This window comes from Neisseria sp. CCUG12390 (assembly GCF_047837985.1).
Classification (GTDB): Bacteria; Pseudomonadota; Gammaproteobacteria; order Burkholderiales; family Neisseriaceae; genus Neisseria.
The window spans coordinates 1,014,823-1,039,857 of sequence record NZ_CP181244.1; the positions used below are offsets into that span (position 1 = coordinate 1,014,823).

The window sequence follows — 25,035 nt, forward strand, 5'->3', positions numbered from 1 at the left end:
CTGATTATAAATCCGATTGCGCGGGTTGGGGACAGATGCGGGATTGGCGGTTGCGGAATGGGTTTTAAGGTTTGGGGAACCTGTATTTTCAAGCGGGTTCGTAGCAAAGTCAGCCGAAAGTAAATGTATTGCGAATCTTGTATGGCTGGTTCATTCTAGGAAAAGTTTGCAGCGTTCCATCCTCAATGATTCAATAATGTGATGTTATACCGAAAGAATTTAAAAAATCATCGTAGTAAAACATCAAGATGCCTACGGAAATAATGGAAGAAAAAATACAGAACAGGATGATATGAGCCAGTTTCTTTATACGGGGTTTTTTTGAAAATTCCAGCGGGATATATGGGGCAAAGGGTAATATGATCAAAATCAATACCTGTCTGAAAATGGGTGAAAAAGCATAGTAGGTTTCGTGGCGCAGAAAACTGCAAAAAACCAGAATCTGTAATACAGCCGACAGCAATAAGCCATGTATGATGATTTGCGGCGTCAGTTGCTTTCGGGAAAATAAAATCAGCAGTCGAGTAACCGTATAAACAGCGATAATAAAAACGGGGATAAAGAGCAATAAAAGAATAAAGCCCATGTTCGGATTCTCTTTTTTAGTCAGATTTAATAGGTAAGTATCGGTTTGATGGTGGGAATATTTTAATCAGGCCGTCTGAAAATTTCAGCTTCGCCGCAAGTTTTCAGACGGCCTTTTCCCCGTTTTAATTCTCTTCCAACGTTTTCACATCTACCTTGTTTTTTAAGCGTGCCGTAAATGTTTTGTCCTGATAGTAACGGATCTTCGATACTTTAGCAGGATGTGCCATGCCTTCGTAGATGACGATTTCGCTGTCTTGGCTCATGGCTTTCAGTTCCTGCGGCAGCATTAATGCGCGGCGTTCTTCGTTCTCGGAGACGTTGCGTTCTCTTCTGCTTCTGCTGACATTCTTTTTGCGCACGGTGGTATAGCCGAGCATTTCTGAATATTCGTTGGCATCCTGCTGTTCTCTCGGTGTGTAGATGATTTGCAGGGCGTGGTTGGTGATGATGGTGCGGGCGGATTCTTTGCCGTAAACCGCGTCCAGTTGGGCGACCGACTGGATAATCGGGAAGAGGCGCAGGTTGTAGCCTGCCATATAGCTGACGGCATTGGCGATGATTTCGACTTTGCCGATGCTGGTAAATTCATCCATCAACAGCAGGCATTGGTGTTTGAGTGCCGGATTGTCCTGCGGCAGTTGCTTGGTGTTTTGGTTAATCAGTTGCGAGAAGAACAGGTTCACGATAACGCGCGATTCGGCCAGTTTGTTTGGCAGAATACCGATGTATATGGTCATTTTTTTCTTGCGCACGTCGGTAAGCAGGAAATCATCGCCTGATGTCGCTGCATCGATTGTCGGATTAATCCACGGGTTAAGCGGTTCTTTAAACGTACCCATGATGGAGCCGAAAGTTTCTTTTTCTTGGGAAATCAGGCCGGCAAAGGCGGTTTTGGCTGCTTCGCTGAGAAAATCAGCCTGTGACAATCCTTGGAAATAGTCTTTTAACTCTTGGCCGTTCCCCGAAGACAAGCGGTAAATGCTACCAAGCGTACAGGCCGGTTTATTTTTTACACGCTTCGGAAAATTTACTTTATCGTTTTCATATTTATCAAACTCATATAAAGAAAACGCCAAAAACGCATTTCTCGCCTGCGATACCCAAAACTTATCCCTACTGTCGCCATCGGGATAGAGCATTGCCGCAATCGACATCAAATCGGAAACGCGCTGGTTTTTATCCGATGAAACATAGGTAAACGGATTCCAACGGTGGGTTTTGCCGTCTTCGGCAAACGGATTGAACAGATACACTTCCTGCCCTAATGCTTCCTGGCGGTAGCCGCTGGTCAGATTGAAGTTTTCCTGTTTGATGTCCAACACCACCATCGATTCCTTATAGTGCAGCAGATTCGGAATCACGATACCGACACCCTTGCCCGAACGGGTAGGGGCGGCCAGCAATGCAAACTGCTGGCCGTTGTAGTGCAGCAGTTGGCCGTTGTATTTTCCGACCACCACGGAAGTATCCGACTGTTTGAAAAAGCCGGCTTTGGTCAATTCCGCCAAACCTGCAAACCGCGCATCGCCGTGCAGTTTTTTGGCAGGACGTTTCCATAAAGGAATCAGACAGAGCAGAGCGAAAACCAAAGGCAGAACAAAGCCGATAATGCCCGAAGTCTTAATCTGCAAGGAATACGCTGCAACCCGTGGGATATGCAGCGTATTGAAGTATTGGAACCATGTCGTTATTCCCAAAGGTGTTTTATTCAGTCCCAGCCACTTCAGCAGTATGAAGCCGGAAAACCAACTGCCGATAATAAATGTAAGCAACAACAAAAAAACCGACAAAACGGCTTTATTACGCAAAGTCATATTGATTGATGTCCTATCAAATTGGTAAAAAATGTGTGAAATATCTTTGATGCCGTCTGAAAACGGAATTTCTGTGGTGAAAAACTTTCAGACGGCCTTAAGGTATGTTTCAACCGTAACTGCGGCCGCCGTAGGAGTGAGCCCGATATTCGGCTTCCCGCGCCCGCTGTTCCTCGGCCAAAGCAAAATCCCGTTCGGTCTGTTTTGCCTGCAACACATTGTCTTCCAAAGATAAAGCCAATGCCTGATTGGTGTGGATGGAAGTATCTTTATACATGCCCTGCGGCGATTCGTAGCCGATGTTTATTCGACCGTCTCCCTGGACATGGATGAACTTGACTTCGGGCAATCCCGCCGCATGAGCCTTGGTTGCCATAGAAAGGGAAATGGCGTCGTAATCCGAGCTGCTTCGTGTTACTCCTTCCTCCTTGTCAAATTCGACCAGCAGCGTCCTGCACTGGTTGCACATATCCCGAACCTGTTTGGGCATATCGGCCATAGTCAATAAGGGAGCTTGGGCGGTTTGCAGCCGTTGCGCCGGTTCGCCAGCACTATGGAAAGGCCTGTCTGTATCCACATTCCGGGCATATTGAACCGGATTTTGCCACTCATACGGATTAGGCTGACGGCTGTTTTCGGCAATGTGCCTGTCTGCCCAATCCAACAGCTTTTCAAATTTCTCGGGCGACTGGCGGACGGATTCTTTGACATGATTGTTAAAACGTTCGATCACGGCCATATTTTCCTGCGCCAGCCGGCGGGCATCCGACCTGGGCGACAATACCGACAAACCGCCGGCATGGGTAAAGTTGCTCATGGCATGGGAAGTGTACAGGTCGAATGCACTGAGCGGTTTGTTCCAGCGTTCGGGCATACCGAATGCGTTGGCATAGAAACTATCGTCTTTGGTGTCGTGTGTGGCAAAGCCGCCTTTACGCAGGTTGGAGACTTCCCTCGGCGTGGTATAGAGAATGCTTCTGCCCAAATGGTTGGAAGCCGAAGCGACGTAATCGCCGCCCATGCGGTGGTTGATGATGTTGTCCAATGCGGTCGGGTTGAGCGGCTGCGCTTCTTTCAACCCTGCCGTACCGAAGGCGTTGAAGGTTTCGGTGTAGTGGCCGTAACGGTGGCCGCACAGTTGGGCGAGCGAACCGCCTAGGGAATGGCCGGTTTGGTAGATGGTAGCATTGGGAGCTTGGCTTTTTTTCCATCTTTCTGCTGCTTCCGTTAATGCTTTTGCGTCATTGTATTGCGGATTGGTATGGTCTCTGACCATGCGCATATCGGCTTCACGGTCTTGGCGTGTACCGAATTCCGTACCGCGGTGGACAACGATGATTTCGTTAGTGTCCATGCGGCGGTAAACCGCACCGAAGTAGCCGTTTTGTGGGTTATCTTTGATTTCTTCTATTTTATATTTGATCCCATTCAACGTAATTTCTCTATTAGATGGATTGTCAAAAATCAATTCGACTTTACCATCTTTACCTTTTTTACCATACACATGGTCGGACAATAAGGCAAAATCCTGACTGTTCAATTTTCTCATTTCTGCACCTTTCTAATCGTCAATTCAACTGAAAATTTGTCTTGTGATGATAAAACCAAACCGCTATCAGGAAAAATTCCATAATCAGACCAACCTTTTTCAAAATTTAAATCGGTTGCTATGGGAAAGTTCTTCTTTTGATATTCATGTTCAATGATTATTTCAGGATTTTCAGCATTCAATTGTTTCAAATCTTCCGAATCAATCCTAGCAATCAAAGCCGTTTCCCGCTTATCTTTCCCTGTCGGTTTCCAGCCAATCCCAGCACTTAAAAACTGCCATTTGCACACGCCGTCGCCGTAATAGTCTTCGTCCAGCGGCGTATCGGTGTAAAAATCGGCAACATAGGTGTTGTCGTCCACTTTGATAATGTCCAGCATTTTGGAGTATTGCGGATTGGCCGTCGCTCCTACCCAGCGGTCGGTTACATAGTAACAGTTGGTCGCTTGGTAAAGCTCCCGTCCCTCCACTACTTGGAACTTCAAGGGGGCGTCTTTAATTTTGGCAACCAACTGATAATGCTCCTTGCGGTTAGGGTTGATTCTGATGTTTTCGGGCGGTGCGTCGCCTTTGGGCATTTCGTAAGTCGGATAGCCTGACGCTTCCGATGTATTGTATTCGTGCATATTTCGCTCCTTAGTACAGGCGGTTAGGGATAAGGCGGCGCAAAGGCCGAGCAGGATAAAAGGCTTCATATGATTCCTTTCTTAGAAACAGTCAAACCGATGCCGTCTGAAAAATCAAAAGGACATGGGTTTGGCTGTTTCTTTCCCTACCGTACACATGGTCGGACAACAGGGCGAAATCCTGACTGTTTAATTTTCTCATTTCTGTACCTTTCTAATCGTCAATTCAACTGAAAATAATGTATTTGGAGTGTAATCTTCAGGCTTTTCATGCCAGCTTTCAATTCCTGTATCCGATAAGCCGCTGGATAGACTATCAAGTTTTAATCGAGTAGCTACAGGATAATCTGTTTTAATATAGTGATTGATTGTTTTGATTTCAGGATTCTCTGAAGACAATTTAGTGAGTATTTCTGGCTCAATATCCACAATCAGAGCTGTCTCATGTTTGTCTTTTCCAGTCGGCAGCAGCACAAATCCTCCGCTCAGAAACTGCCATTTGCACACACCTTCTCCGTAATAATCCTCATCTAGCGGCGTATCGGTGTAAAAATCGGCGGCATAGGTTGTGTCGTCGATTTTAATGACATTCAGTATTTGACGGTATTGTGGATTGGCCGTTGCGCCCACCCAGCGGTTGGTTACATAGTAACAGTTGGTGGCTTGGTAAAGCTCATTGCCCCTGACGATTTGAAACGTTAGTGGTGCGTCTTTGATTTTAATAACTGCTTGATAATGCTCCCTGCGGTTAGGGTTGATTTTGACATTCTCGGGCGGTGCGTCGCCTTTGGGCAATTCATAAGTCGGATAACCCGATGCTTCCGATGCGTTCTGTTCGTACATATTTCGCTCCTTGTGGCAGGCAGTTAGGGATAAGGCGGCGCAAAGGCCGAGCAGGATAAAAGGTTTCATATGATTCCTTTCTGTAAAACAGTCAAACTGATGCCGTCTGAAAAATCAAAAAACATCAGTTTGGCTGTTTGATTCCTTCCCGTACACATGGCCGGACAACAGGGCAAAATCCTGACTGTTCAATTTTCTCATTTCTGAACCTTTCTAATGGTTAATTCAACTGAAAATTTATCTTGCTCTGGAATAATAATACCGTGTCGATTGGAATGGCGGACAGAACTTCCATCATCAGACCAACCATTCTCCCAATTCAAGTCCGTTGCTATAGGGAAACCTTTTTTTTCATACTCATGTTTAATAATGATTTCGGGGTTTTCCGAAGTCAGCTTTTCCAAATCTTCCGGCCAAATATCAGCCATCAAAGCCGTTTCCCGTTTATCTTTCCCTGTCGGCTTCCAGCCTATCCCGGCACTCAGAAACTGCCATTTGCACACCCCGTCGCCATAGTAATCTTCATCCAGCGGCGTATCTATATAAAAATCGGTAACGTAGGTGTTGTCGTCCACTTTGATGATGTCCAACATTTTGGAGTATTGCGGATTAGCCGTCGCCCCTACCCAGCGGTCGGTTACATAGTAGCAGTTGGTGGCCTGGTAAAGCTCCCGTCCTTCCACCACTTGGAATTTCAAGGGTGCATCTTTGATTCGGGCAATCAACTGATAATGTTCCTTACGGTCAGGATTGATTCTGATGTTTTCGGGCGGCGCGTCGCCTTTGGGCGTTTCGTAAGTCGGATAACCCGATGCTTCTGCGGTATGCTGTTCGTACATATTTCGCTCCTTGGTACAGGCGGTTAGGGATAAGGCGGCGCAAAGGCCGAGCAGGGTAAAAGGTTTCATACGATTCCTTTCTTGGAAGTAGTTAAACTGATGCCGTCTGAAAAAAACTTTTCAGACGGCATCGGGTCAAAAAATTACTGCATTACAGTGCTGAAATCAATATCTTGAGCTGTATAGATATTAATCAGACTACCTTGGTTGATCGTGACGGTATTCGGACGTGCATTATTACGTTCAAGCTGACTGATAGCCAATTGCTTCAATGTATCTGCCGTTTCGCTTTCGTAGGGGTTGGATATGGTTGAAGAAGAAGTTGTTACGGTCTCTCCTTGTGGTCCATATTCGGCAGCGGCATATTTAAAGGTATCTGAAATCATGCTGATCAGTAATGCGGATGCTAAGCGTGAAGGCCAATGTGATTTGAATTTTCCTTCGTGGCCGGCAGCACCCAAGTTGTCCACGCCAGGGGATTTAAGGGTAACATCTACACCGTCTGGTGTGATAATCCTGTCCCAAATAACACCCATCCGACCGCTGGTCGGATTGCTGGGGCCGTATTGACCCATTACTTTCGAACCTTTCGGCAACAGCAGATATTTACCGCTGGCTGAATAGACTGGCTCTGTGATCATGCATGAGGTAAAACCGGGAATTTCGGAAATAATCTTTGTTTCTAATACGCAGCGTAAATAAGTACCTTGTACAAGTAATTTATCTTTGTTGTGCATATATCGAACTGCATTTGATGTAGGTACGGCAGTATTTTGGGCTTGAGCACCACCTTCGCCATCCTGTACAAAAGTTGAGTCATCAGTAACCACATTTTCCGCAGGCAGTTGGACAGGTACATTCTGAAGAGGCATAGATGGCTGGCTGATCTCTACAGGCATCGGTTGCGGGCTCGTCTCTAAATTTATAGAGTTAGGCTGCGCTGCTGTCTGCATAGGAGGCAATTGGAGATTTTGCGACGGATCTTGTGCTGCTGGATCGGGTGCGGCAGAAACAGGTATCGCCGATTGTGATTCAACAGGTTCAGGTTGCGGCAAATCAGGAACGGTAACGACCTCTGCTCTGGCTGGAGGAGGAGCTTCTTCAGTTCCGCTAAGCTGATGATATGCAAATGCTCCCAAGCCGGTTAAGCCAAAACCTGCAAGGATAATAAAGGCTAAAGCTTTTTTATTGAGACCTCTGTCTATTGGTGCTGTAAGCTGTGGTGCGCTTTCTTCAAGTTGGGCTAATTGTTCTTGCTCTTTGGTGTATTGTTTGGCATAGAGATTATTTGAATCAGTATTCTCGTGATTGAATTGCTGATCCGGCTCATTGCCATTGTGATTGAAATTTTCTGCCATCATTAATTCCTTTTGAGGCCAACGACATTATCGCCGTGGCGTAAAACCAAAATTGGATAAGTTCCGTGTACGATGATTATGTTGTTTTCCACATTGCTGTTAAGTACAAATTCTGGTCCGTTTTCACTTTTCCTTCCGTAAACAGTAGGAAAATCGCCACTAAATTTTCCTTTATTTAGATAGACATAAGTAAATTTACTGTCATCGTAAACTTTTAAAGGCACTAGCCATTCTGACTTTTTATCGGCAGCAACATCGTAATTTGTGTTATAGCTCTTGGTCGGATCATATCTGAGACTATAGCCTCCCGATGAGCTTGCTTGAAGATTAAAATTAGTATAATCAGGATAGCGGAATTTAACTTGGTAGTTTACTCCTCGTTCTGTAGCATCCGATAAACTTGCCCAGTTTCCCTTAAGAACTTTTAATTCAAAGATATATTGGTGTGCTTGAGTCCGTACAATCAGATTCGTATCGATTGCATTATCTTTGGGCTTGATATAGAAAACATTTTCGCGTCTTGCTAAATCCCAGCCACCACTCAAGCCGGAACCGAAATCTTTAATATTTTCTCTGGGGTCAAGCTCAATTTGAGTGACAACGCCCATAGCTGTTTGTACTGGGTAAGTTTTGTTCGGCTCGTAAAAATATTCTTGGATGGTTGCGGCACCTGTATGGCTGCATAAAATGCTTATGCCTACCAAGACCATTAATTTTTTTCTATTGGTTTTATGAAAAATCATTTTTCCTCTCCTACTACGGGTATGGGGGCAGATTGAGAAATATTATTTACTTCTGTTTGGGGGTTTGTAGGTTGAGATTCCGGTGTGGTTGTGGAATTGGAGTTTGCGTTTTCCTGAACGACCGGAGCAGTTTGCTGAACCAGGCTTTCAGCTGACAACTCTTGTTCGGAGGCAACTGTTGCGTCTGGATCCACTCTATAAGACAACACTTGGAAACCCAAAGGATTTTTGAGTCTATATTTTTCATCCATCTTTAAATTATTATTGTAAGTATAGGTAAGGGTAGCAACGTTACTATCGATGAAGCTGGATATGCCGGTTCCCTTATTTAATAAGAATCGCTGGAAACGGACTGTAGCACTGGCATTGCGGCCATCAGCTTTACCGCTGTTATCTAGGACAATACTTAAAATTTTAACGCGGATTGATCGAGACGAACCATACAGATTAAAAGGACTGTTTGGATTGCTTTTGTTCATCAGATTCCGATAACTGTCTGAAACATTGGGGACTGACATGGAGTATACAGTTGCCCAATCATTATCATAAATAATTTGGCTATCAAATGATTCGCGAGCGATAATAAAGTGAGATACATTGCTTTTGTTGACAGCTTCGTTTGCGGTAATATTGTTGTTATTCCAATTACCTACCAGTTTTGCTACGGTAGCCTGACCCGTATAGACATCAGCCATGACTAGATAAGGTTCTTTTTGCTTTAAGGGGAGCATATAAAACAATCCGCCTATCAAGCATAAGGAAGTTAAGGTAGAGATACCTGCTACTGTCCAAGCCCTTTTTTCATTCTTGAGACGGATGTCCATTAAGGTTTTTTCGAAATCCAAAGATTTTTTTATATTTTTTTGGATATTATCGCTATGATCATTTTTTTTACTTTTAAGCATAAGATTTTCTCTTTTCAAATCATGATTGTAAGAGTGGTTAGTTTGGTTTATTGGACTTCTTTTTTCGATTTGCAGCATCGGTTTTTACTGCAACTCCAACTTTTTTATGTGCCATGATAACTTCATTTTGAACATAAAAAACCATATCTTGTTCAGAATACAGGCTGCTTAGTTCGGCTAACGCTGCTTTTAAATCTGGATTACGAACACTTTTTGTTTTGCGAAACAGGGTAAAATCAGAAGAATGGTCGTAGACTAAAGGCATTTTCGCTTCCTCAGCCCAACGTTCCAATAAGCCTTTAACAGTAGTATCGAGTTGTGTTACTTGATATACATGCTGTTTAAATAATGGTATTTCGTTGGTCTGCTCAGGAAGTTCGTTGAGAGGCTTCCATGTTTTTGGAAAGTCAGGGGCTTTGTGTGCAGAGCATCCACCAATAATGGTAGAAATTCCTATTAAAAAAAGCATATTTTTAAATAAAATCATAGTAAAGTTGCCTTGTTACAATTAAAATTACATGCGAATATCAAAAACAAGCCACAGACTGAATCAAGAAACTAATAACTTGAGAAATATTAAGTAGTATCAGGTTTGTGGGTTGCCTTAGAAATTTATTGTTAATTATTTTAATCTGTGTTAAATTCCAGGTCAATATTATTCATTTATGCTGGAGTATACAGAAGCAAATGATTTTTGATTGTGCTGGTTTGGTTGTGCCTCCTGCGATAATGCAGCATGTGGTCAAAGTGGAATCATCTGGTAATCCTTATGCGATTGGCGTTGTTGGGGGGAAGCTCCAACGGCAGCCTCGAAATATTACAGAGGCAGTTGCTACTGCAAGGATGTTGGAGCAGAGGGGATATAATTTTTCATTGGGTCTTGCTCAAGTCAATCGTTATAATCTTAAGAAATATGGTTTAAATTCATATGAAAAAGCCTTTCAAGTCTGCCCTAATCTGAAAGCAGGTTCCTATATTTTGAAAGAGTGCTATGATCGAGCGAAGGATTGGGGAAGATCATTTAGCTGTTATTATTCTGGTAATTTTGTAACTGGTTACCGACATGGGTATGTGCAAAAGATTTTTGCCTCCATGATGGGGAAAAATAAAAATGTGGTAAAATCGCAACAATCCTTGGTGGGGGATGTAGCTGTACAGAAACCAATAGCTGTTTCTTTTCAGAAAAACAGCAACAGCATAGGTAAAGTTTCCCCAAAGCAAGAGAAAGGAACGAATACGCTATTAGCAGACGATAACAACAAAGTCGTTGTGAAAAAAAACGGGTCTCTTATCAAAGATAGTTCCAAGTTAAGTGAAATGCGTCAGGGTAATCAAGCGGATCTTCATAAAGACAATGCCGTTGTAGTGGATACTGCTTTTGTTTTTTAAATTTTAATTTTTTAAATCATATTTTATAATTTGGCAAATAAGGCCATTTTTACCTTAAAATTTTTTGTCTCAACTACTACATGAAGGAAATTTACTGTTATGAAAAGTAACAAAACAAAATTAAAGAAATCTTCTTGGTTGAATGCTGAGAATGTTGCTACTGCTGCCTTTATTGCAGCTGCAGCATTGGCACCAACTATTGGTTTGGCTGCTGATGATTTTACATCAAGCTCAGGTGGGGCATGTAAATTTATCAAGAATGTGCATACTGTATTAAATCTGATGTCTGTGGCAGTTGTTACGATTGCTATTATCTTTGCAGGTTATCAAATTGCTTTTGCGCATAAGAGGATTGCTGATGTAGCTCCGATTTTAATCGGGGGTGTATTGATTGGCGCTGCTGGTCAAATTGCAAAAATGTTAGTGGGCAATGCAGACTCATGTTCGGCAGGAACTACTTCCGCTATGCTGCAACTGATGCAGTTCTTGGCATAATTGATTTGAAGATTATGCAGAAGAATATTGTATTTAGGGGGTGTACTCGTCCGGCTACTTTTCTCGGTGTTCCCTACATTCCCTTTTTTATCGGGGCGGGTTCAGGATTATTGCTCGGTATGTATTTCAACATGTTTTTCCTGTTGACTATACCTTTCATTATTCTGATTATGCGGCAAATGGCCAAGCGGGATGATATGATTTTCCGTTTTCTCGGGTTGCGCCTTAAATTCAGGTTGAGAGCTAGGAAAAGGGAGGAGTTTCCTGATACTTGGTGTTTCTCACCGAATGAATATCGTAAAAACCCACCCCGGTGAAGTGCTTGAATAAAAATACCCGAAGCAATTAAATGTTTCGGGTATTTAAAGCAGGCAAGTATTGTAAAATAAGAGTTTAATCAACACGATTTATTAAGTTACGGCCAACATGTTCAATCCAGACTCACCTATAAGCCAATTCGTATCACTTTCTACCCATGTTTCACCTACTATCGTGAAGACTTCGGGAGGTGATTTTCTGACTACTTGGCATCTCTCCGGCTTGCCGTTTGTAGGCAGGGAGGAGTGGGAACTCGAACACAAGCATAATACGTTCAACCGCTTGCTCCAGTCGCTTCGTGCCCCTGATTACGTTAATGTTGCATTTTGGGTACATGATATCCGTCGTCGTCGCAATATTGATTTACGTCCCCGATTCCAAGAGCGTTTCAATCAAACGCTCTCCGACAGTTATTTCAACCGATTGTCTCAAGAAAAGCTCATGAATAACGAGCTTTACCTGACCATGGTTTACCGTCCGGTCGTTGACGGCAAAAAATTAGCCGACAAATCCGGCAACGTATCGCGCCTTGAGGCCGAGCAAAACCAAGCCATCGGTACGCTCAATGAGCTGGCTGCCAACCTTGAGGCCGTCTTAAAAGATTATCTGCCTTACCGTCTCGGTATGTATGAAAGTGCCAACGGAACCGTTTTTTCCGAAACCCTTGAGCTTTTCGGCTACATACTTAACCGTGTTAATGAGCCGGTTCCCGTTTTGCCTGCGCCCGTTTACAACTATCTGCCGCTCAGCCGGCATCTCTTCTCCGCTAAAACCGGAGATTTTGTGTTGCGTACACCCGAGGGAAAAAACCATTATGGAGCTATGCTCAATCTCAAAGAGTATCCCGACGGCACATTTCCCGGCGTTCTCAACGGTCTGAAATATCTCGACATGGAATATGTGGTTACCCACAGTTTCAGCCCGATGAGCCGCTACGATGCCATGAAGACCCTTGAGCGTACCCGCGGCATGATGATTTCGTCTGGCGACAAATCCTTTACCCAGATTGCCGAGCTGGATCACGCAATGGATCAACTCGCGTCGGGTAATTTCGTCTTAGGCGGCTACCATTTCAGCCTTGCTCTTTATTCCGATTCTCAGGAAGGTTTGTCGCAAAATTTGGCAGCTGCACGCGCGGAGCTTTCAAATGCAGGTTTTGTTACGACCAAAGAAGACCTGGCCGTCTGTTCCGCTTTCTATGCCCAGCTTCCGGCCAACTGGCAATACCGCACCCGTATTGCCAATTTATCGTCATTGAACTTTCTCGGTCTTTCTCCGCTGCACAACTTCGCCTCAGGCAAACGCGACCGCAATCCGTGGGGCGAATGTGTTACCGTTTTGCAGACCACCAACGGGCAACCCTACTTCTTCAACTTCCACGCTACCCACGAAGCAGAAGATTCAGAGGGGGAAAAAGCCATTGCCAATACTATGGTCATCGGTAAATCCGGTACCGGCAAAACCGCGCTCATCAACTTTCTGCTCAGCCAAGTGCAGAAGTTCGATCCCAAGCCGACCATTTTCTTCTTTGATAAAGACCGAGGTGCCGAAATTTTCGTCCGTGCCTGCGGCGGCACCTATATGGCATTGGAAAGCGGCCAGCCGACCGGCTTCAACCCTTTCCAATGCGAAAATACCGAAGCCAACGTACAGTTTCTGTCCGGTCTGATTAAAGAATTGGCCGGACGCGACCGCTATACCGCCGGCGAAGATGCCGACATTCTCCGTGCCGTCAAAGCCATGCTCGATACGCCGATGCACCTCAGAAGCATGACCAACTTCCAAAAATCGCTGCCCAACCACGGCGACGATTCGCTCTACGCCGACATCCGCAAATGGACACAGGGCAACAGCCTCGGCTGGGTATTCGACAATCCGCAGGACAAAATCGACTTTACAGGTGCTTCCATCATCGGTTTCGACTACACCGAAATCATCGACAACCCACAGGTACGTTCCCCTGTGGTGAGCTACCTTATCCACCGCATGGAATCCCTGATTGACGGCAGACGCTTCATCTATGTGATGGACGAATTCTGGAAAATCCTCGAAGGTGGCGGCGCATTGAAAGATTTTGCCAAAAACAAACAGAAAACCATCCGTAAACAAAACGGTTTGGGTATTTTCGCCACCCAATCGCCTGAAGACGCACTCAGAAGCGACATTTCTGCCGCTCTGATCGAGCAGACCGCCACCATGATTCTGCTGCCGAACCCGACAGCCGACCGTACCGACTACATCGACGGATTGAAACTGAGCGAAGCCGAGTACCAAGTCGTCAAAAACCTTGACGAACGCAGCCGCTGTTTTCTGGTAAAACAAGGGCACGCCGGAGCCGTATGCCAACTCAACCTGCGCGGTATGGACGACGAATTGGCCGTGATTTCCGCTTCTACCGACAATATCGCCGTAATGGACGACATCGTCCGTCAGGAAGCCGAAGCAGCAGGTCTCACGCTCAATCAGGTAACACCCGAAATGTGGCTGGAACGCTTCTACGCCGAACGTAAAGGTTCGGGCAAAAGCGGCAAATCCACCGTACAGAGAAATGCCCAGTAAGGCCGTCTGAAAAAGACGGATAAACATACCGCAGCCGTAGGGAGATTTCAGACGGCCTGACGGCTTACCATATAAAATAAAAAGGATATTACGACATGAAACTTATCCCTGTTTATACTTTAATCTTGTCCCTTCTGCCGCTTACGGCCTTTGCAGCCCCGGGCAGTAATCAGAGCCCTGTCGCTCCCGATCTACTTACCGGAGATACACGCTTAGCCTGTGAAGCGACTTTATGTCTTTCCTCTGGCGAGCGGCCAAGCGAATGTAATCCTTCATTGAGACGCTTCTTCTCCATCAAGCACAAAAAATGGGGCGACACCCTCAAAGCGCGTAAAGACTTTCTCAAACTCTGCCCGTCAAGCAAAGAAAACGACGGAATGCGCCGTTTGGTTGATGCCATTGCCGAAGGTGCGGGACGTTGCGACGCAAAAGAACTGAACCGCGTCATGCGCTACACCGTAAACGTGCGCGAATGCCCGCGTTACCGCATCCGCGACCGTGACAGCTGCCCGATTGTCAAAAAGACCTATATCCGCAACGGTAAACCGTCTTACTGCAGCGTATATTTCGACCACGAATGGACGGTAGTCGGCGACTCGGTCAAATATGTAGGCGACGAGAAAAAAGGCGGCCGTTGGGTTGATGTGAAGTAACGCTCAGGCCGTCTGAAAATAAGTGACTTCATTTTCAGACGGCATCAAAACAGCTATTGAAACAGAGATATTCAAAATATGTTTAAAAAATTGCATAAAACAAAACAAAGATATAAACAGACCGCCGTGGTTTTGATTACTGCATCAGCATTGGTTCAACCGGTTCATTCGAGCGGGATTCCAACCTTTGATGGTGCAGCAGCAGCCAATGCCATTCAACAATTACTCAACTGGAAAGCCCGTTTTGACAGTCTTGTCCGTGATAAGTTGTCACAAATTCCAGGAGTAAAGCAATTTCTCGATGCCAGACAAGCAGCCCAAATTGAAAACTTATTTCAAAGTCGTATCAGCCAATGTCAGCGTATGCGAAAAAGCAATGCGACGTCAGCAGATTTATGCGTCAACACAGTCAGATTAGAAAGGAAAAAATACGATCTTCTGCAACACATGAACACTGAAATCACGGCTGAGTTTAATCGTATTAACGGCAGAATTTCCAGTCAAGGCAGTTTAGCTTCATCCGCAGGTGCTGCAAATGTACTTGCAGGAGCAGGGGGGAATGCAGGCAAAGCTGAAACAGCTGAAAATGACGTTCAAGCCCAATTACAAGGATTGTTGGCAAAAATCAAACATTACGAAACACAATTAGCTAATCTTGACACCAATATCAACCAACTAAAATGGGCGCGCAAACAACTAACCAAAGACCAACTTTCAGGCAATACCGGCCTGAGTGCGAGTATCAGCAAAGGGGTAGCCACAACTGCTTTAGAACTGAAAGCAAACAAATGGCGCACAGATGCTCGCTATAAGCGTTTAGACAGCGCTAAGATTTCTAACCGCTTCTGAGGAAAATAATAAGGAAATAATATGGATTTGCTTCTTTACTCAGCAATTCAAGACTATATATACGCACGGATAGGTTATTTTACCGAAGAAGTATTATTAAACAACCTTACCCTTGCCTTGACAATCATCCTAAGTCTGCTCACACTTTGGGTCATGATACAGGGATACCTGATTGCTACAGGCAGAAGTCAGGAAGGCTTGAAAGGCTTTGTTTACAGCTTGGGTAAAAGTTACTTTATCATCGCCATTGCCTTGGGAGTGGCGGCAGGCGGCAGTTTTGGCGTGAGCACCTTAACCGAAACCCTTTCAGATGGCATTAGCCGAATCATGACGGGCAATAGTGGTTCAGGCAGCGAATGCCTGCTTAAAAACGCCCCTACCATACTCGGCTGTAAAATCGATGAAAAGCTGAAAGGTACCCAAACCATGCTGGCTACACTCAATGCCGTCGATACCGCCGATGATGATTATCTGGAAGAAAAGGTAACTCAGGCCAAATGGTTTGCCGGTATCGGCACAGCAGGACCGGCCATTGTCGCAGGTACCATGCTGATTATATTCCGCATAGCGATGGCCTTATTTATCGGTTTTGCCCCTATTTTTATCCTGTGTCTGCTGTTCAAAAAGACAGCACCGCTGTTTCAGAAATGGCTGTTCTACGGGTTGGCTACCATTTTCTCGGGCGTTATGCTGGGTGTGATGGCGGAAATCGCGATGGATTTGGTGGGTATCCTTACTTCTTCTTCAGCTGCAACCAACTTTGTCTCCATGGTGTTTACAGGCAAATCTGCGGAAGGCATTATGCAGACGGTTACGCAGCAGTTGGGATTGGGTTTAATCCTGTCAACCTTACTGATTACGGTGCCGCCGATGGCGGGCTTGTGGTTTAATGGGGTAATGGGGAATTATAGCGGTTATGGGGTATTCGACCGTTCGGGAATCGTGCCACCGGGTGTTGACGGAGGAAGAAGCCACCAGCAAACGATGGTGGAAGATAAGGTTAATCATCAATATAAGCAGATGGGACAAACTTATGAAGCCAATCAAACTGCAAATACTTTTACCAATCCATTTATTTCTAAAGGAATGACAAATTCTGTAACACAACCTGAAGCGATAAAACAAAATTCCCAGCTTGGAAATGCAGTGTCCTCAACCGTCAATGCAGCTACCCAATTTGCACGGCAAGGTATCAGTACAGACGACAACTCCAAAACACAAAAAGGAGAGAAACTGTGAAAAATTTTTTGATTTTATCCCTATTAAGTCTATTTGGTTCGGTTACCTATGCAGTTGACGTAACTAACGGACCTTTGCAGCATCATCCTGCATTATGTAACTATGGTTACAATCTTGACTGCGGACATAATAATGGAGCTACAACACCACCGAAAAAAATCATACGCCACATAACGGTTAATGTACCGTCAAAATACGGGGCTTTAGCAGCAAATGAGAAAACTGGCTCCGTTGGTGGAGCAAGTAATGCAGACTCCTTATCTGAAGCAAAAAAAGCAGCAATACGGCAATGTGGCGAAAAAGGCTGTAAAGTCATTACTTGGGCTAGAAATGGTTGTATTGCTGCTGCAGGTGGTAAATTAGGAAAGCATTGGAAGCTCAGTAAGGCGGTGGAAAAACCAGGAGAATCTGAGGCTGTTGCGATGAAAAGATGTAAATCAACAGGGGCTTCGAATTGCCAGATCATCATCTCTGAATCTTGCTCTGTTCCTGATGGAATGTATAATTAAGTTCTCTTGATAATGCCGTCTGAAAATTTTCAGACGGCATAAATAATACTGCGGATTATATACTGCATCGCCATGGCCTTATTTATCGGTTTTGCCTCCTCTTTATTTCTTCTCACGGGAGATGGAACGGATAGTTTCAGCGTCTCGGTTGACGACTATCGTCTGTAGTCCTAAATACAACCCATCAGAAAAACTAAACCCTTACCGGATTCGGTAAGGGTTTAATCAAAAGCTGGCACGCCCACGGGGATTCGAACCCCGGTTGCCGCCGTGAAAGGGCAGTGTCCTAGGCCTCTAGACGATGGGCGCGTAAGTGAAGCCGTAACTATACTGAAGCGGTTTTATACTGTCAACATAAGGAGGCGGTTATTTTCCGGCTTGGTGATTTTCAGACGGCCTTATCCAATTTAGCAGCCGAAATCTGTATAATAAAGCCGTTTTAAGGAAAGGAAAATCAGATGTGGTTCAAGCAAATCAGTTTTTATCCGTTGAATAAGGAAAAACTGCCTGAATTGGAGGCTTTGGCGGCGAAGTTGGGCGATGCGGAATTTGCTCATTGCCAAGGTTTGGATTGGTTCAGCGAGGGCTTTGCCGCACCGGTTTCTTTTTCGCCGGAGTTGGTTTTTCCGGCTGATTATACTTGGCGCGTGGCCTTGAAAAAGGAAGAAAAGGTTTTGCCTGCGGGGGTTATCCGCGATATTTTGGATGAGAAGGTATTGGAAATCCAGAATAATGAGGGACGTAATGTCGGCCGTAAAGAAAAGCAGGAGTTGAAAGACATCATCACCGATGATTTGCTGCCGCGCGCGTTTACCCGCAGCAGCCGTACGCAGGCTATTGTGGATACGCGGCATGGTTATCTGCTGGTGAATAATGCGTCTTCGGCAAAAGCGGAAAATCTGCTGACTAAGCTGCGCGAGGCTTTGGGCGGTTTGGAGGCGAATCTGCCCAATACCAAGCAGTCTCCTTCGTCATTGATGACTTCCTGGCTGCTTGATGGTCATTGCGAAGGCGGTTTTGAGCTGGACAGCGATTGCGAGCTTAAGGGTGTGGGCGATGTGGTGCCGACGGTAAAGGTGTCCAAGCAGGATTTGACTGCGGATGAAGTGGTGCAGCATGTGAAAAACGGTAAAACCGTGACGCAGTTGGGCTTGGTGTGGCGCGAGCAGATTGCGTTTATCCTGACGCAGGACTTTACGCTCAAGCGTATCCAGTATTTGGATGTGTTGCAGGAAGAGGCGGAAAATAACGGTGATGACGCCGCGAGTCTCACGTTTGCCTCGCAGATTTTGATGACCGAAGCCATTTGTACCATGTTGGAAGAGTTGGTTTCGTATTTGGGTGGTTGGCAGGAATGATTTCAGACGGCCTGCTGTATTTAGGCCGTCTGAAAAACTCAAGGAGTGGTTTATGTTGAAATATTTAGTGTTTTTGCCTTTGGGTTTGGCATTGTGGCAACCGGTCAATGCGGCGGTAATCGAGCCGTATCAGGCCAAGGGCTGCCGTTATGAAGGCGAAGTGGATAAAGCGAATAAGCCGCACGGCAAGGGCGAATGGGCTTGCCAAGACGGGCGCAGTTACCAAGGCCAATTTAAAAACGGCCGCTTCGACGGCAAAGGGATTTATACCGTCAATACCGTCAAGCCCGTATTTTTAGAGCCGTTTACCGTCAACAGCACCCGCCTGAACAAAATGGTTTTGACCGGTCAATTCAAACAAGGCCTTGCCGAAGGGAAGTTTCAGGTGACGCAAAACAATGAGCCGCTTTTTGTCATCACATTTGACAAAGGCATGATGAAAGATGTCAAACTCGCCACTCAGCCTAAGAAAAAATAAGGTTTTCAGACGGCATTCCATCAAGGCCGTCTGAAACAAACCGCTTGTTAAGGAATCGTTATGAGCATTAAATCAGACAAATGGATTCGCCGCATGAGCGAAGAACACGGCATGATTGAGCCGTTTGAACCAAACCAAATCAAGGAAATCAACGGCCAGCGCATCATTTCCTACGGAACATCCAGCTACGGCTACGACATCCGCTGCGCCAACGAATTCAAGATTTTCACCAACATCAACAGCACCATCGTCGATCCGAAAAATTTCGATCCGAAAAACTTCGTGACCGTAGAAGACGACTGCTGCATCATCCCGCCCAATTCGTTCGCGCTGGCGCGCACGGTGGAATATTTCCGCATTCCGCGCAACGTGCTGACCGTGTGTTTGGGCAAATCCACCTACGCACGTTGCGGGATTATTGTGAACGTGACGCCGTTCGAGCCGGAGTGGGAAGGCTACGTTACCCTTGAATTTTCCAACACCACGCCGCTGCCGGCGAAAATCTACGCCGGGGAAGGGGTGGCGCAGGTCTTGTTTTTCGAGAGCGACGAAGTGTGCGAAACGTCTTACAAAGACCGCAACGGCAAATACATGGGGCAAACCGGCGTAACCCTGCCGAAAACCTGATAGCAACATACCGCATTTGGCATCAAACCCAACTGCGGTATTTTTCAGACGGCCTCAAAGGAAGCGTGATGAAACCGATTCAAATCCTGTGTTTTACGGCGGCATTATTTGCCGCATTCGGTAGCTCGCCCCGATTTTCAACCTAAGCCGAGACTATCCGGCGGACGTATTATCAATATTACGAACTCAGGCAGCCGTTGGAATACAAAAAGCTGATTTTGCCCGTGGGCAGCAAGGTGTACACGGATGAACCGTGCAACATCAAATGGGAATGGACATGCCGTCTGAAAAACATGCCTGCATCGGATAAGATCAGTGAAATCCGTTTTCCCGAAGGTACGACATGGGCAGGCTTTCCCATCGGCAGTATCAGCCCGTATTACAACCGCGCTTATAAAGGTTTTGAGTTCAGCCACTATTTCGAGCAGCGTTTCAGTTGGTTTTACGCCGATCATATGCCGTCTGCGCGCTGGCTGAATGAGTATGTGCGGTATAGTCTGGAGTCGTTTGATACGGTTGACAATGAAGATTGGCGGTTCAATCCGGCCAATTTGAAATTTCCTGCTGATGCGAACCACATTAATATTAACGTAAAACAGCGTTTACGCACGGATTTGGATAAACTGCCTGTGCAAGGCTTGGCTTGTTGCGACGTCTCTACGCGAAAACACAGCGACGGAAGTAAAGCCGATCAATGGCAGTAAGCTTGGGTTTATTTTATTGAAGGCCGTCTGAAAATAGGTTGGGCTTCATTCAGTTCAAAACACACAGAGGAGAATGCCATGTCCCATCCTATTCTTACCGTCGGCTTGATTGGCTGCCTGTTTATTTTAGGAGGATGTATCCGTGTCCAGCAACCTTATGATTTCCGTCCGCAAACCGGTTTAACCCCAACAGCCCAACCTTTGCCGTTGCGTTTGGACAGCATTCAAACCGAAAGCCGTGTCAGTTTGGTCGGAGTCGGTTCTGCGACATCTTGTCTGAAACCGGATTGCCCCGACGCATCGCTGCGCCTGACCCAACCGTTGGCACAGGCTTTGCAGGATACGTTCGCGAATACCGGCCTGTTCAGCCGCAGTGCCGTTCGCGGCGTGCGTTTGAAAGCCGCATTTTTAGGTTGGGAGACTCGGGGCGGTGTGTTCAACAAAAGCAGGGTGCGGATTCGCTATGAGTTTGCCGACAGCGGGAGCGGCAAAATTCTGTGGGCTGAAGAAATCGAGAGTATGAGTTGGGAAACGGCGTTTAATCCGATTGATATGGGGCAATCGTATGACGATGCGGTGCAGCAGAGCGTGCAAAACAATATCCGAAAATTGTTAAACCGCCTGAAAAATCCAAGTGTCCGCAATAGTTTTCGGGTTGACTGAATCCGTTTGTTTTTCATTAAAACCCGTAGGTGAGCGGTTAAGCGGTTGCCAAGACCTCGCCGAGTTTTGGGCTGATCCAAAATAGAGGGGCAGCGATTTTTTGTCTGTTATTTCAGACGGTCCACCTGTTATTGCCCCGAAAATATTAAAAATGAGAGACGTATCAAAAATTGATGATTGATGAAAAATGCTGACAAAAAGGCCGTCTGAAAATGATTACTTTCAGACGGCCTTTGATGATTCAACAGCCAAACCTAATGGGTTTCACAGGTTCGGCGTTGCTCTGATTACAACGCAGCCAAAGCCGCGTTTAAAGTCGCGCTCGGACGCATGGCTTGGGAAGCCAGCTCTTCATTCGGGCTGTAGTAGCCTTTGATGTCCACCGCTTTGCCTTGGCCGGCTGCCAGTTCCGCCACGATTTTGTCTTCGTTGGCAGTCAGGGTTTCGGCCAAAGGTGCGAACTTGGCTTTCAATTCGGCATCCTGGTCTTGCGTGGCCAATGCCTGCGCCCAGTAGAGCGCAATGTAGAAGTGGCTGCCGCGGTTGTCGAGTTGGCCGGCTTTGCGTTGCGGCGATTTGCCGTTCAACAGCAGCTGCTCGGTCGCCGCGTCCAGGGTATCGGCCAGAACCTGCGCTTTTTTGTTGCCGGTTTTTTGCGCCAGATGCTCGAACGAAACGGCCAGAGCCAAAAATTCGCCCAAAGAATCCCAGCGCAGGTGGTTTTCTTCGAGGAATTGCTGAACGTGTTTCGGCGCGGAGCCGCCCGCACCGGTTTCAAACATGCCGCCGCCGTTCATCAATGGCACGATGGAGAGCATTTTCGCGCTGGTACCCAGTTCCAAAATCGGGAACAGGTCGGTCAGGTAATCGCGCAACACGTTGCCGGTTACGGAAATGGTGTCTTCGCCTTTCTTGATGCGCTCCAAGCTGAATTTGGTGGCTTCGACAGGCGACAGGATGCGGATGTCCAAACCGTCGGTGTCATGCTCTTTCAGGTAGGCTTCCACTTTGGCAATCAGGCTCGCGTCATGCGGACGGTTTTTATCCAGCCAGAACACGGCAGGCGTGTTGCTCAGGCGGGCGCGGTTGACCGCCAGTTGCACCCAGTCTTTGACCGGCGCGTCTTTGGTTTGGCACATACGCCAGATGTCGCCTGCTTCGACTTCGTGTTTCATCAGCACTTTGCCCGAAGCGTCAACCACTTCTACCGTGCCGTCGGCTTCGATTTCAAAAGTTTTATCGTGCGAACCGTATTCTTCGGCGGCTTGAGCCATCAGGCCGACGTTCGGAACCGTACCCATGGTGGTCGGATCGAATGCGCCGTGTTCGCGGCAGAAGTCGATGGTAGCCTGGTATATACCGGCGTAGCTGCTGTCGGGAATCACGGCTTTGGTGTCTTGCGCTTTGCCGTTTTTGTCCCACATTTGGCCGGAATTGCGGATCATCGCCGGCATGGACGCGTCAACGATGACGTCGCTCGGAACGTGCAGGTTGGTGATGCCTTTATCGGAATCGACCATGGCCAAATCAGGGTTGGCCGCATACACGGCGGCGATTTCGGCTTCAACCGCCGCTTTGGTTTCAGACGGCAGTTTGTCCAAGTTGGCCAGCAGGTTGCCGAAACCGTTGTTGACGTTCACGCCGGCAGCCGCCAGCTCCGCGCCGAATTTTTCAAATACAGGCGCAAAGAACGCTTTTACGGCGTGGCCGAAGATAATCGGGTCGGACACTTTCATCATGGTTGCTTTCATGTGCAATGAAAACAGCAGACCCTGTTCTTTGGCTTCTTTGACCTGTTTGTTCAAAAACGCCACCAAGGCTTTTTTGTTCATCACGGTGGCGTCGATGATTTCGCCGTCTTTCAGGCTGACCGGTTTGCGCAATTCCTTTTTGTTGCCCTGTTTGTCGGTGAAGACAATGGAAACGGAAGTGGCGGTTGGTACGGTAACGGATTGTTCGTTATGGAAAAAATCGCCGCTGCTCATGGTGGCGACGTGGGTTTTGGAATCTTTCGACCAAGCACCCATGCTGTGCGGGTTTTTCTTGGCAAAGTTTTTCACGGCTTTAGGTGCGCGGCGGTCGGAGTTGCCTTCGCGCAAAACCGGGTTGACCGCGCTGCCCTTAATACGGTCGTAACGCTCGCGGACGGCTTTTTCTTCGTCGGTTTTCGGGTCGGTCGGAAAATCGGGTACTGCAAAGCCCTGCGCCTGCAATTCTTTAATCGCGGCAGTCAGTTGCGGCACCGACGCGCTGATGTTTGGTAATTTAATGACGTTGGCTTCGGGCTTTTTCACCAATTCGCCCAGTTCGGCCAAAGCGTCGGGTACGCGCTGTTCCTCTTTCAGAAAATCAGGGAAAGTAGCCAGAATGCGGCCGGCCAATGAAATGTCTTTGGTTTCCACGTCGATGTCGGCAAACCGGGCGAATGCACGCACGATAGGCAGCAGGGATTTGGTGGCCAAAGCGGGGGCTTCATCGGTGTGGGTGTAGATAATGGTGGCTTTATTGGTCATAGAGATTCTCTTGTAGGTTAAGGTTTTTCTTTTCTGCGCCGCAAGTAATGGCCAGGACAAAACGATAGCGGTGATTACGCTGCGACACGCCGTCATTATGGCATACTTTGACAAAATTTGGGAACGCAATCATTGCGTAACCGTTTCTTTGCAAGGCATTGGAAAGGCCGTCTGAAAATATTCAGACGGCCTTTATGCGCTGCGTTCACGCACCGATAATCAGCACGCAGTTGCTGCCGCCGAATGCGAACGACGAGCTTGCCGCAATGCGTTTTTCAGACGGCCAGCGGCTGAGTTCGTCGGTCAGCGCGATGGACGGCAGGGTTTCGTCGGCCTGTCTGTCCCACCATTGAGGCGGCAGCCTGCCCGAAGGGTTGTAGTGCGGATGGGCGATTGCCCATGCGAACGCAGCTTCGATTGCGCCTGCCGCGCCGAGCGTATGGCCGGTTTGCGGTTTGGTGGACGTGCAGGGCGTATGGCTGCCGAACACTTCGGCCACGGCAAGGCTTTCCATGCTGTCGTTGTGCAGCGTGCCTGTGCCGTGCAGATTAATCCAGCCGATGTCGGCGGCGGATAAGCCTGCATGGTTCAAGGCCGTCTGAAACGCTTTGACCGCACCCAAACCGTCGGGGCGGGGCGACGACATATGATAAGCGTCGCTGCTCGAGCCGTAACCCAGAAGCTGCATACCGCCGTCGAAATCCGCATCGCGCGTCATCACGAATACGGCGGCGGCTTCACCGATGTTGATGCCGTCGCGGTTGGCGGAAAACGGATTGGCCAGGCCGTCTGAAAGCACTTCCAATGCGGCGAACCCGTTGACCGTCAGCGGCGAGAGCGTGTCCACACCGCCGCAGACGACCGCGTCGCACAGACCCGCACGCAGCAGCCGTGCCGCGCTGATTAAGGCGCGTGCGCCCGAGGTGCAGGCGGTTGAAACGACATAGTGCAGATGGTTCAAACCGTAGGCTTCGACGACGAACTGTGCCGGCGCGGCCATCAGCTGCTGGGTCTGCGTGAACGTCAGTTCTTCCCACGCCACGCCCTGCGCGGCTTTTTCGAATATCGGGATATTCTCGTCCACGCCGCTGGTGGACGTGCCGATGACCACGGCAATGCGGTCTGCGCCGTAACGCGATTTGGCCGCCTCAATCAGCGGCTCGATTTGCTCCAGCGCGTGCCAGAGCAGACGGTTGTTGCGGCTTTGCTGGTGCCGGGGCAGGCCGTCTGAAAACGGACGCAGCGGTTCTTTCACCATACCGAAAGCATGGTTTTTGCCTTTGACCCATTCGTCCGAAAAAGTGAGCGGACTTTGGCCGGGCGGCGAAAGCAGCACGTCGATATGGGTTTGCAGGCCGCTGCCCAATGCGCTGGTCAGCCCGGGGCGGCTGAGATAAACGGGAATGTTCATGATGG

25 protein-coding genes and 1 tRNA gene are annotated in these 25,035 nt (G+C 47.3%); 13 read left to right on the top strand and 13 right to left on the bottom strand.

All coding sequences use genetic code 11. The features are described 5' to 3' along the window. Positions 1 to 190: 190 nt before the first annotated feature. From ACM67E_RS04735 to ACM67E_RS04780, 10 genes are all read right to left on the bottom strand, one after another. Positions 191 to 586 (bottom strand): hypothetical protein, encoded by a 396-nt coding sequence (locus ACM67E_RS04735; RefSeq protein WP_416192464.1) that lies wholly within the window; start codon positions 584 to 586, stop codon positions 191 to 193. A 124-nt stretch (positions 587 to 710) separates the two neighbouring features. Further along, positions 711 to 2,402, bottom strand: coding sequence for a type IV secretory system conjugative DNA transfer family protein (locus ACM67E_RS04740; RefSeq protein ID WP_416192465.1), 1,692 nt, complete (start codon positions 2,400 to 2,402; stop codon positions 711 to 713). 109 nt (positions 2,403 to 2,511) lie between these two features. After that, on the bottom strand, positions 2,512 to 3,951 hold the full coding sequence (locus tag ACM67E_RS04745; protein WP_416192466.1) for an Mbeg1-like protein: 1,440 nt from the start codon (positions 3,949 to 3,951) through the stop codon (positions 2,512 to 2,514). Next, positions 3,948 to 4,577 carry a hypothetical protein gene (locus ACM67E_RS04750; protein ID WP_416192467.1) on the bottom strand — a complete coding sequence of 210 codons (630 nt, stop codon included), beginning with the start codon at positions 4,575 to 4,577 and terminating at the stop codon, positions 3,948 to 3,950. The genes ACM67E_RS04745 and ACM67E_RS04750 overlap by 4 nt, the downstream gene beginning before the upstream one ends. Before the next feature lie 198 nt (positions 4,578 to 4,775). Continuing rightward, positions 4,776 to 5,489, bottom strand: a complete 714-nt coding sequence (locus ACM67E_RS04755) for a hypothetical protein (protein ID WP_416192468.1) — start codon at positions 5,487 to 5,489, stop codon at positions 4,776 to 4,778. A 128-nt stretch (positions 5,490 to 5,617) separates the two neighbouring features. Next, positions 5,618 to 6,328, bottom strand: coding sequence for a hypothetical protein (locus ACM67E_RS04760; RefSeq protein ID WP_416192469.1), 711 nt, complete (start codon positions 6,326 to 6,328; stop codon positions 5,618 to 5,620). 74 nt (positions 6,329 to 6,402) lie between these two features. Next, complete coding sequence (locus tag ACM67E_RS04765; RefSeq protein WP_416192470.1) at positions 6,403 to 7,620, bottom strand: TrbI/VirB10 family protein; 1,218 nt, start codon at positions 7,618 to 7,620, stop codon at positions 6,403 to 6,405. Further along, entirely contained in the window at positions 7,620 to 8,360 is a 741-nt protein-coding gene (locus tag ACM67E_RS04770; protein WP_416192471.1) for a TrbG/VirB9 family P-type conjugative transfer protein, read from the bottom strand. The genes ACM67E_RS04765 and ACM67E_RS04770 overlap by 1 nt, the downstream gene beginning before the upstream one ends. Continuing rightward, the gene (locus tag ACM67E_RS04775) at positions 8,357 to 9,343 is read right to left on the bottom strand and encodes a virB8 family protein (RefSeq protein ID WP_416192472.1); all 987 of its coding nucleotides are present in this window, start codon (positions 9,341 to 9,343) and stop codon (positions 8,357 to 8,359) included. Before ACM67E_RS04775 ends, ACM67E_RS04770 begins: the two co-directional genes overlap by 4 nt. Continuing rightward, on the bottom strand, positions 9,303 to 9,752 hold the full coding sequence (locus ACM67E_RS04780; protein ID WP_416192473.1) for a hypothetical protein: 450 nt from the start codon (positions 9,750 to 9,752) through the stop codon (positions 9,303 to 9,305). The genes ACM67E_RS04775 and ACM67E_RS04780 overlap by 41 nt, the downstream gene beginning before the upstream one ends. 200 nt (positions 9,753 to 9,952) lie before the next feature. On the opposite strand from ACM67E_RS04780, the gene ACM67E_RS04785 reads away from it, so the two are divergent. The 8 genes from ACM67E_RS04785 (at position 9,953) to ACM67E_RS04820 (ending at position 17,276) form a co-directional block, all read left to right on the top strand. Beyond that, on the top strand, positions 9,953 to 10,654 hold the full coding sequence (locus ACM67E_RS04785) for a lytic transglycosylase domain-containing protein (RefSeq protein ID WP_416192474.1): 702 nt from the start codon (positions 9,953 to 9,955) through the stop codon (positions 10,652 to 10,654). A 99-nt stretch (positions 10,655 to 10,753) separates the two neighbouring features. Next, a complete protein-coding gene (locus ACM67E_RS04790; protein ID WP_416192475.1) occupies positions 10,754 to 11,149 on the top strand; it encodes a TrbC/VirB2 family protein in 396 nt (131 codons plus the stop codon). 14 nt (positions 11,150 to 11,163) lie between these two features. Further along, positions 11,164 to 11,466, top strand: coding sequence for a type IV secretion system protein VirB3 (locus ACM67E_RS04795; RefSeq protein WP_416192476.1), 303 nt, complete (start codon positions 11,164 to 11,166; stop codon positions 11,464 to 11,466). A 109-nt stretch (positions 11,467 to 11,575) separates the two neighbouring features. Beyond that, entirely contained in the window at positions 11,576 to 14,026 is a 2,451-nt protein-coding gene (locus ACM67E_RS04800) for a VirB4 family type IV secretion/conjugal transfer ATPase (RefSeq protein ID WP_416192477.1), read from the top strand. 95 nt (positions 14,027 to 14,121) lie between these two features. After that, positions 14,122 to 14,679 (top strand): TrbM/KikA/MpfK family conjugal transfer protein, encoded by a 558-nt coding sequence (locus tag ACM67E_RS04805; RefSeq protein WP_416192478.1) that lies wholly within the window; start codon positions 14,122 to 14,124, stop codon positions 14,677 to 14,679. Between the two features lie 78 nt (positions 14,680 to 14,757). Next, positions 14,758 to 15,528, top strand: coding sequence for a hypothetical protein (locus ACM67E_RS04810; protein ID WP_416192479.1), 771 nt, complete (start codon positions 14,758 to 14,760; stop codon positions 15,526 to 15,528). 21 nt (positions 15,529 to 15,549) lie between these two features. Beyond that, positions 15,550 to 16,767 carry a type IV secretion system protein gene (locus ACM67E_RS04815; RefSeq protein WP_416192480.1) on the top strand — a complete coding sequence of 406 codons (1,218 nt, stop codon included), beginning with the start codon at positions 15,550 to 15,552 and terminating at the stop codon, positions 16,765 to 16,767. After that, positions 16,764 to 17,276 carry a DUF4189 domain-containing protein gene (locus ACM67E_RS04820; protein WP_416192481.1) on the top strand — a complete coding sequence of 171 codons (513 nt, stop codon included), beginning with the start codon at positions 16,764 to 16,766 and terminating at the stop codon, positions 17,274 to 17,276. The genes ACM67E_RS04815 and ACM67E_RS04820 overlap by 4 nt, the downstream gene beginning before the upstream one ends. A 233-nt stretch (positions 17,277 to 17,509) precedes the next feature. On the opposite strand, the gene ACM67E_RS04825 is transcribed toward ACM67E_RS04820, so the two are convergent. After that, positions 17,510 to 17,585, bottom strand: a tRNA-Glu gene (locus tag ACM67E_RS04825). A 149-nt stretch (positions 17,586 to 17,734) separates the two neighbouring features. On the opposite strand from ACM67E_RS04825, the gene ACM67E_RS04830 reads away from it, so the two are divergent. From ACM67E_RS04830 to ACM67E_RS04850, 5 genes are all read left to right on the top strand, one after another. After that, positions 17,735 to 18,634, top strand: coding sequence for a recombination-associated protein RdgC (locus ACM67E_RS04830; protein WP_416192482.1), 900 nt, complete (start codon positions 17,735 to 17,737; stop codon positions 18,632 to 18,634). Between the two features lie 52 nt (positions 18,635 to 18,686). After that, entirely contained in the window at positions 18,687 to 19,112 is a 426-nt protein-coding gene (locus ACM67E_RS04835) for a hypothetical protein (protein ID WP_416192483.1), read from the top strand. A 60-nt stretch (positions 19,113 to 19,172) separates the two neighbouring features. After that, on the top strand, positions 19,173 to 19,739 hold the full coding sequence (dcd, locus tag ACM67E_RS04840) for a dCTP deaminase (protein ID WP_095502485.1): 567 nt from the start codon (positions 19,173 to 19,175) through the stop codon (positions 19,737 to 19,739). A gap of 197 nt (positions 19,740 to 19,936) precedes the next feature. Then, the gene (locus tag ACM67E_RS04845; protein WP_416192484.1) at positions 19,937 to 20,443 is read left to right on the top strand and encodes a hypothetical protein; all 507 of its coding nucleotides are present in this window, start codon (positions 19,937 to 19,939) and stop codon (positions 20,441 to 20,443) included. 78 nt (positions 20,444 to 20,521) lie between these two features. Further along, complete coding sequence (locus ACM67E_RS04850; protein ID WP_416192485.1) at positions 20,522 to 21,106, top strand: hypothetical protein; 585 nt, start codon at positions 20,522 to 20,524, stop codon at positions 21,104 to 21,106. 287 nt (positions 21,107 to 21,393) lie between these two features. Here the strand turns inward: ACM67E_RS04850 and ACM67E_RS04855 are convergent, their stop codons facing one another. Then, on the bottom strand, positions 21,394 to 23,619 hold the full coding sequence (locus ACM67E_RS04855) for an NADP-dependent isocitrate dehydrogenase (protein WP_416192486.1): 2,226 nt from the start codon (positions 23,617 to 23,619) through the stop codon (positions 21,394 to 21,396). Positions 23,620 to 23,824: 205 nt separating this feature from the next. Beyond that, on the bottom strand, positions 23,825 to 25,030 hold the full coding sequence (locus ACM67E_RS04860) for a beta-ketoacyl-ACP synthase (protein ID WP_416192487.1): 1,206 nt from the start codon (positions 25,028 to 25,030) through the stop codon (positions 23,825 to 23,827). Positions 25,031 to 25,035 lie beyond the last annotated feature (5 nt).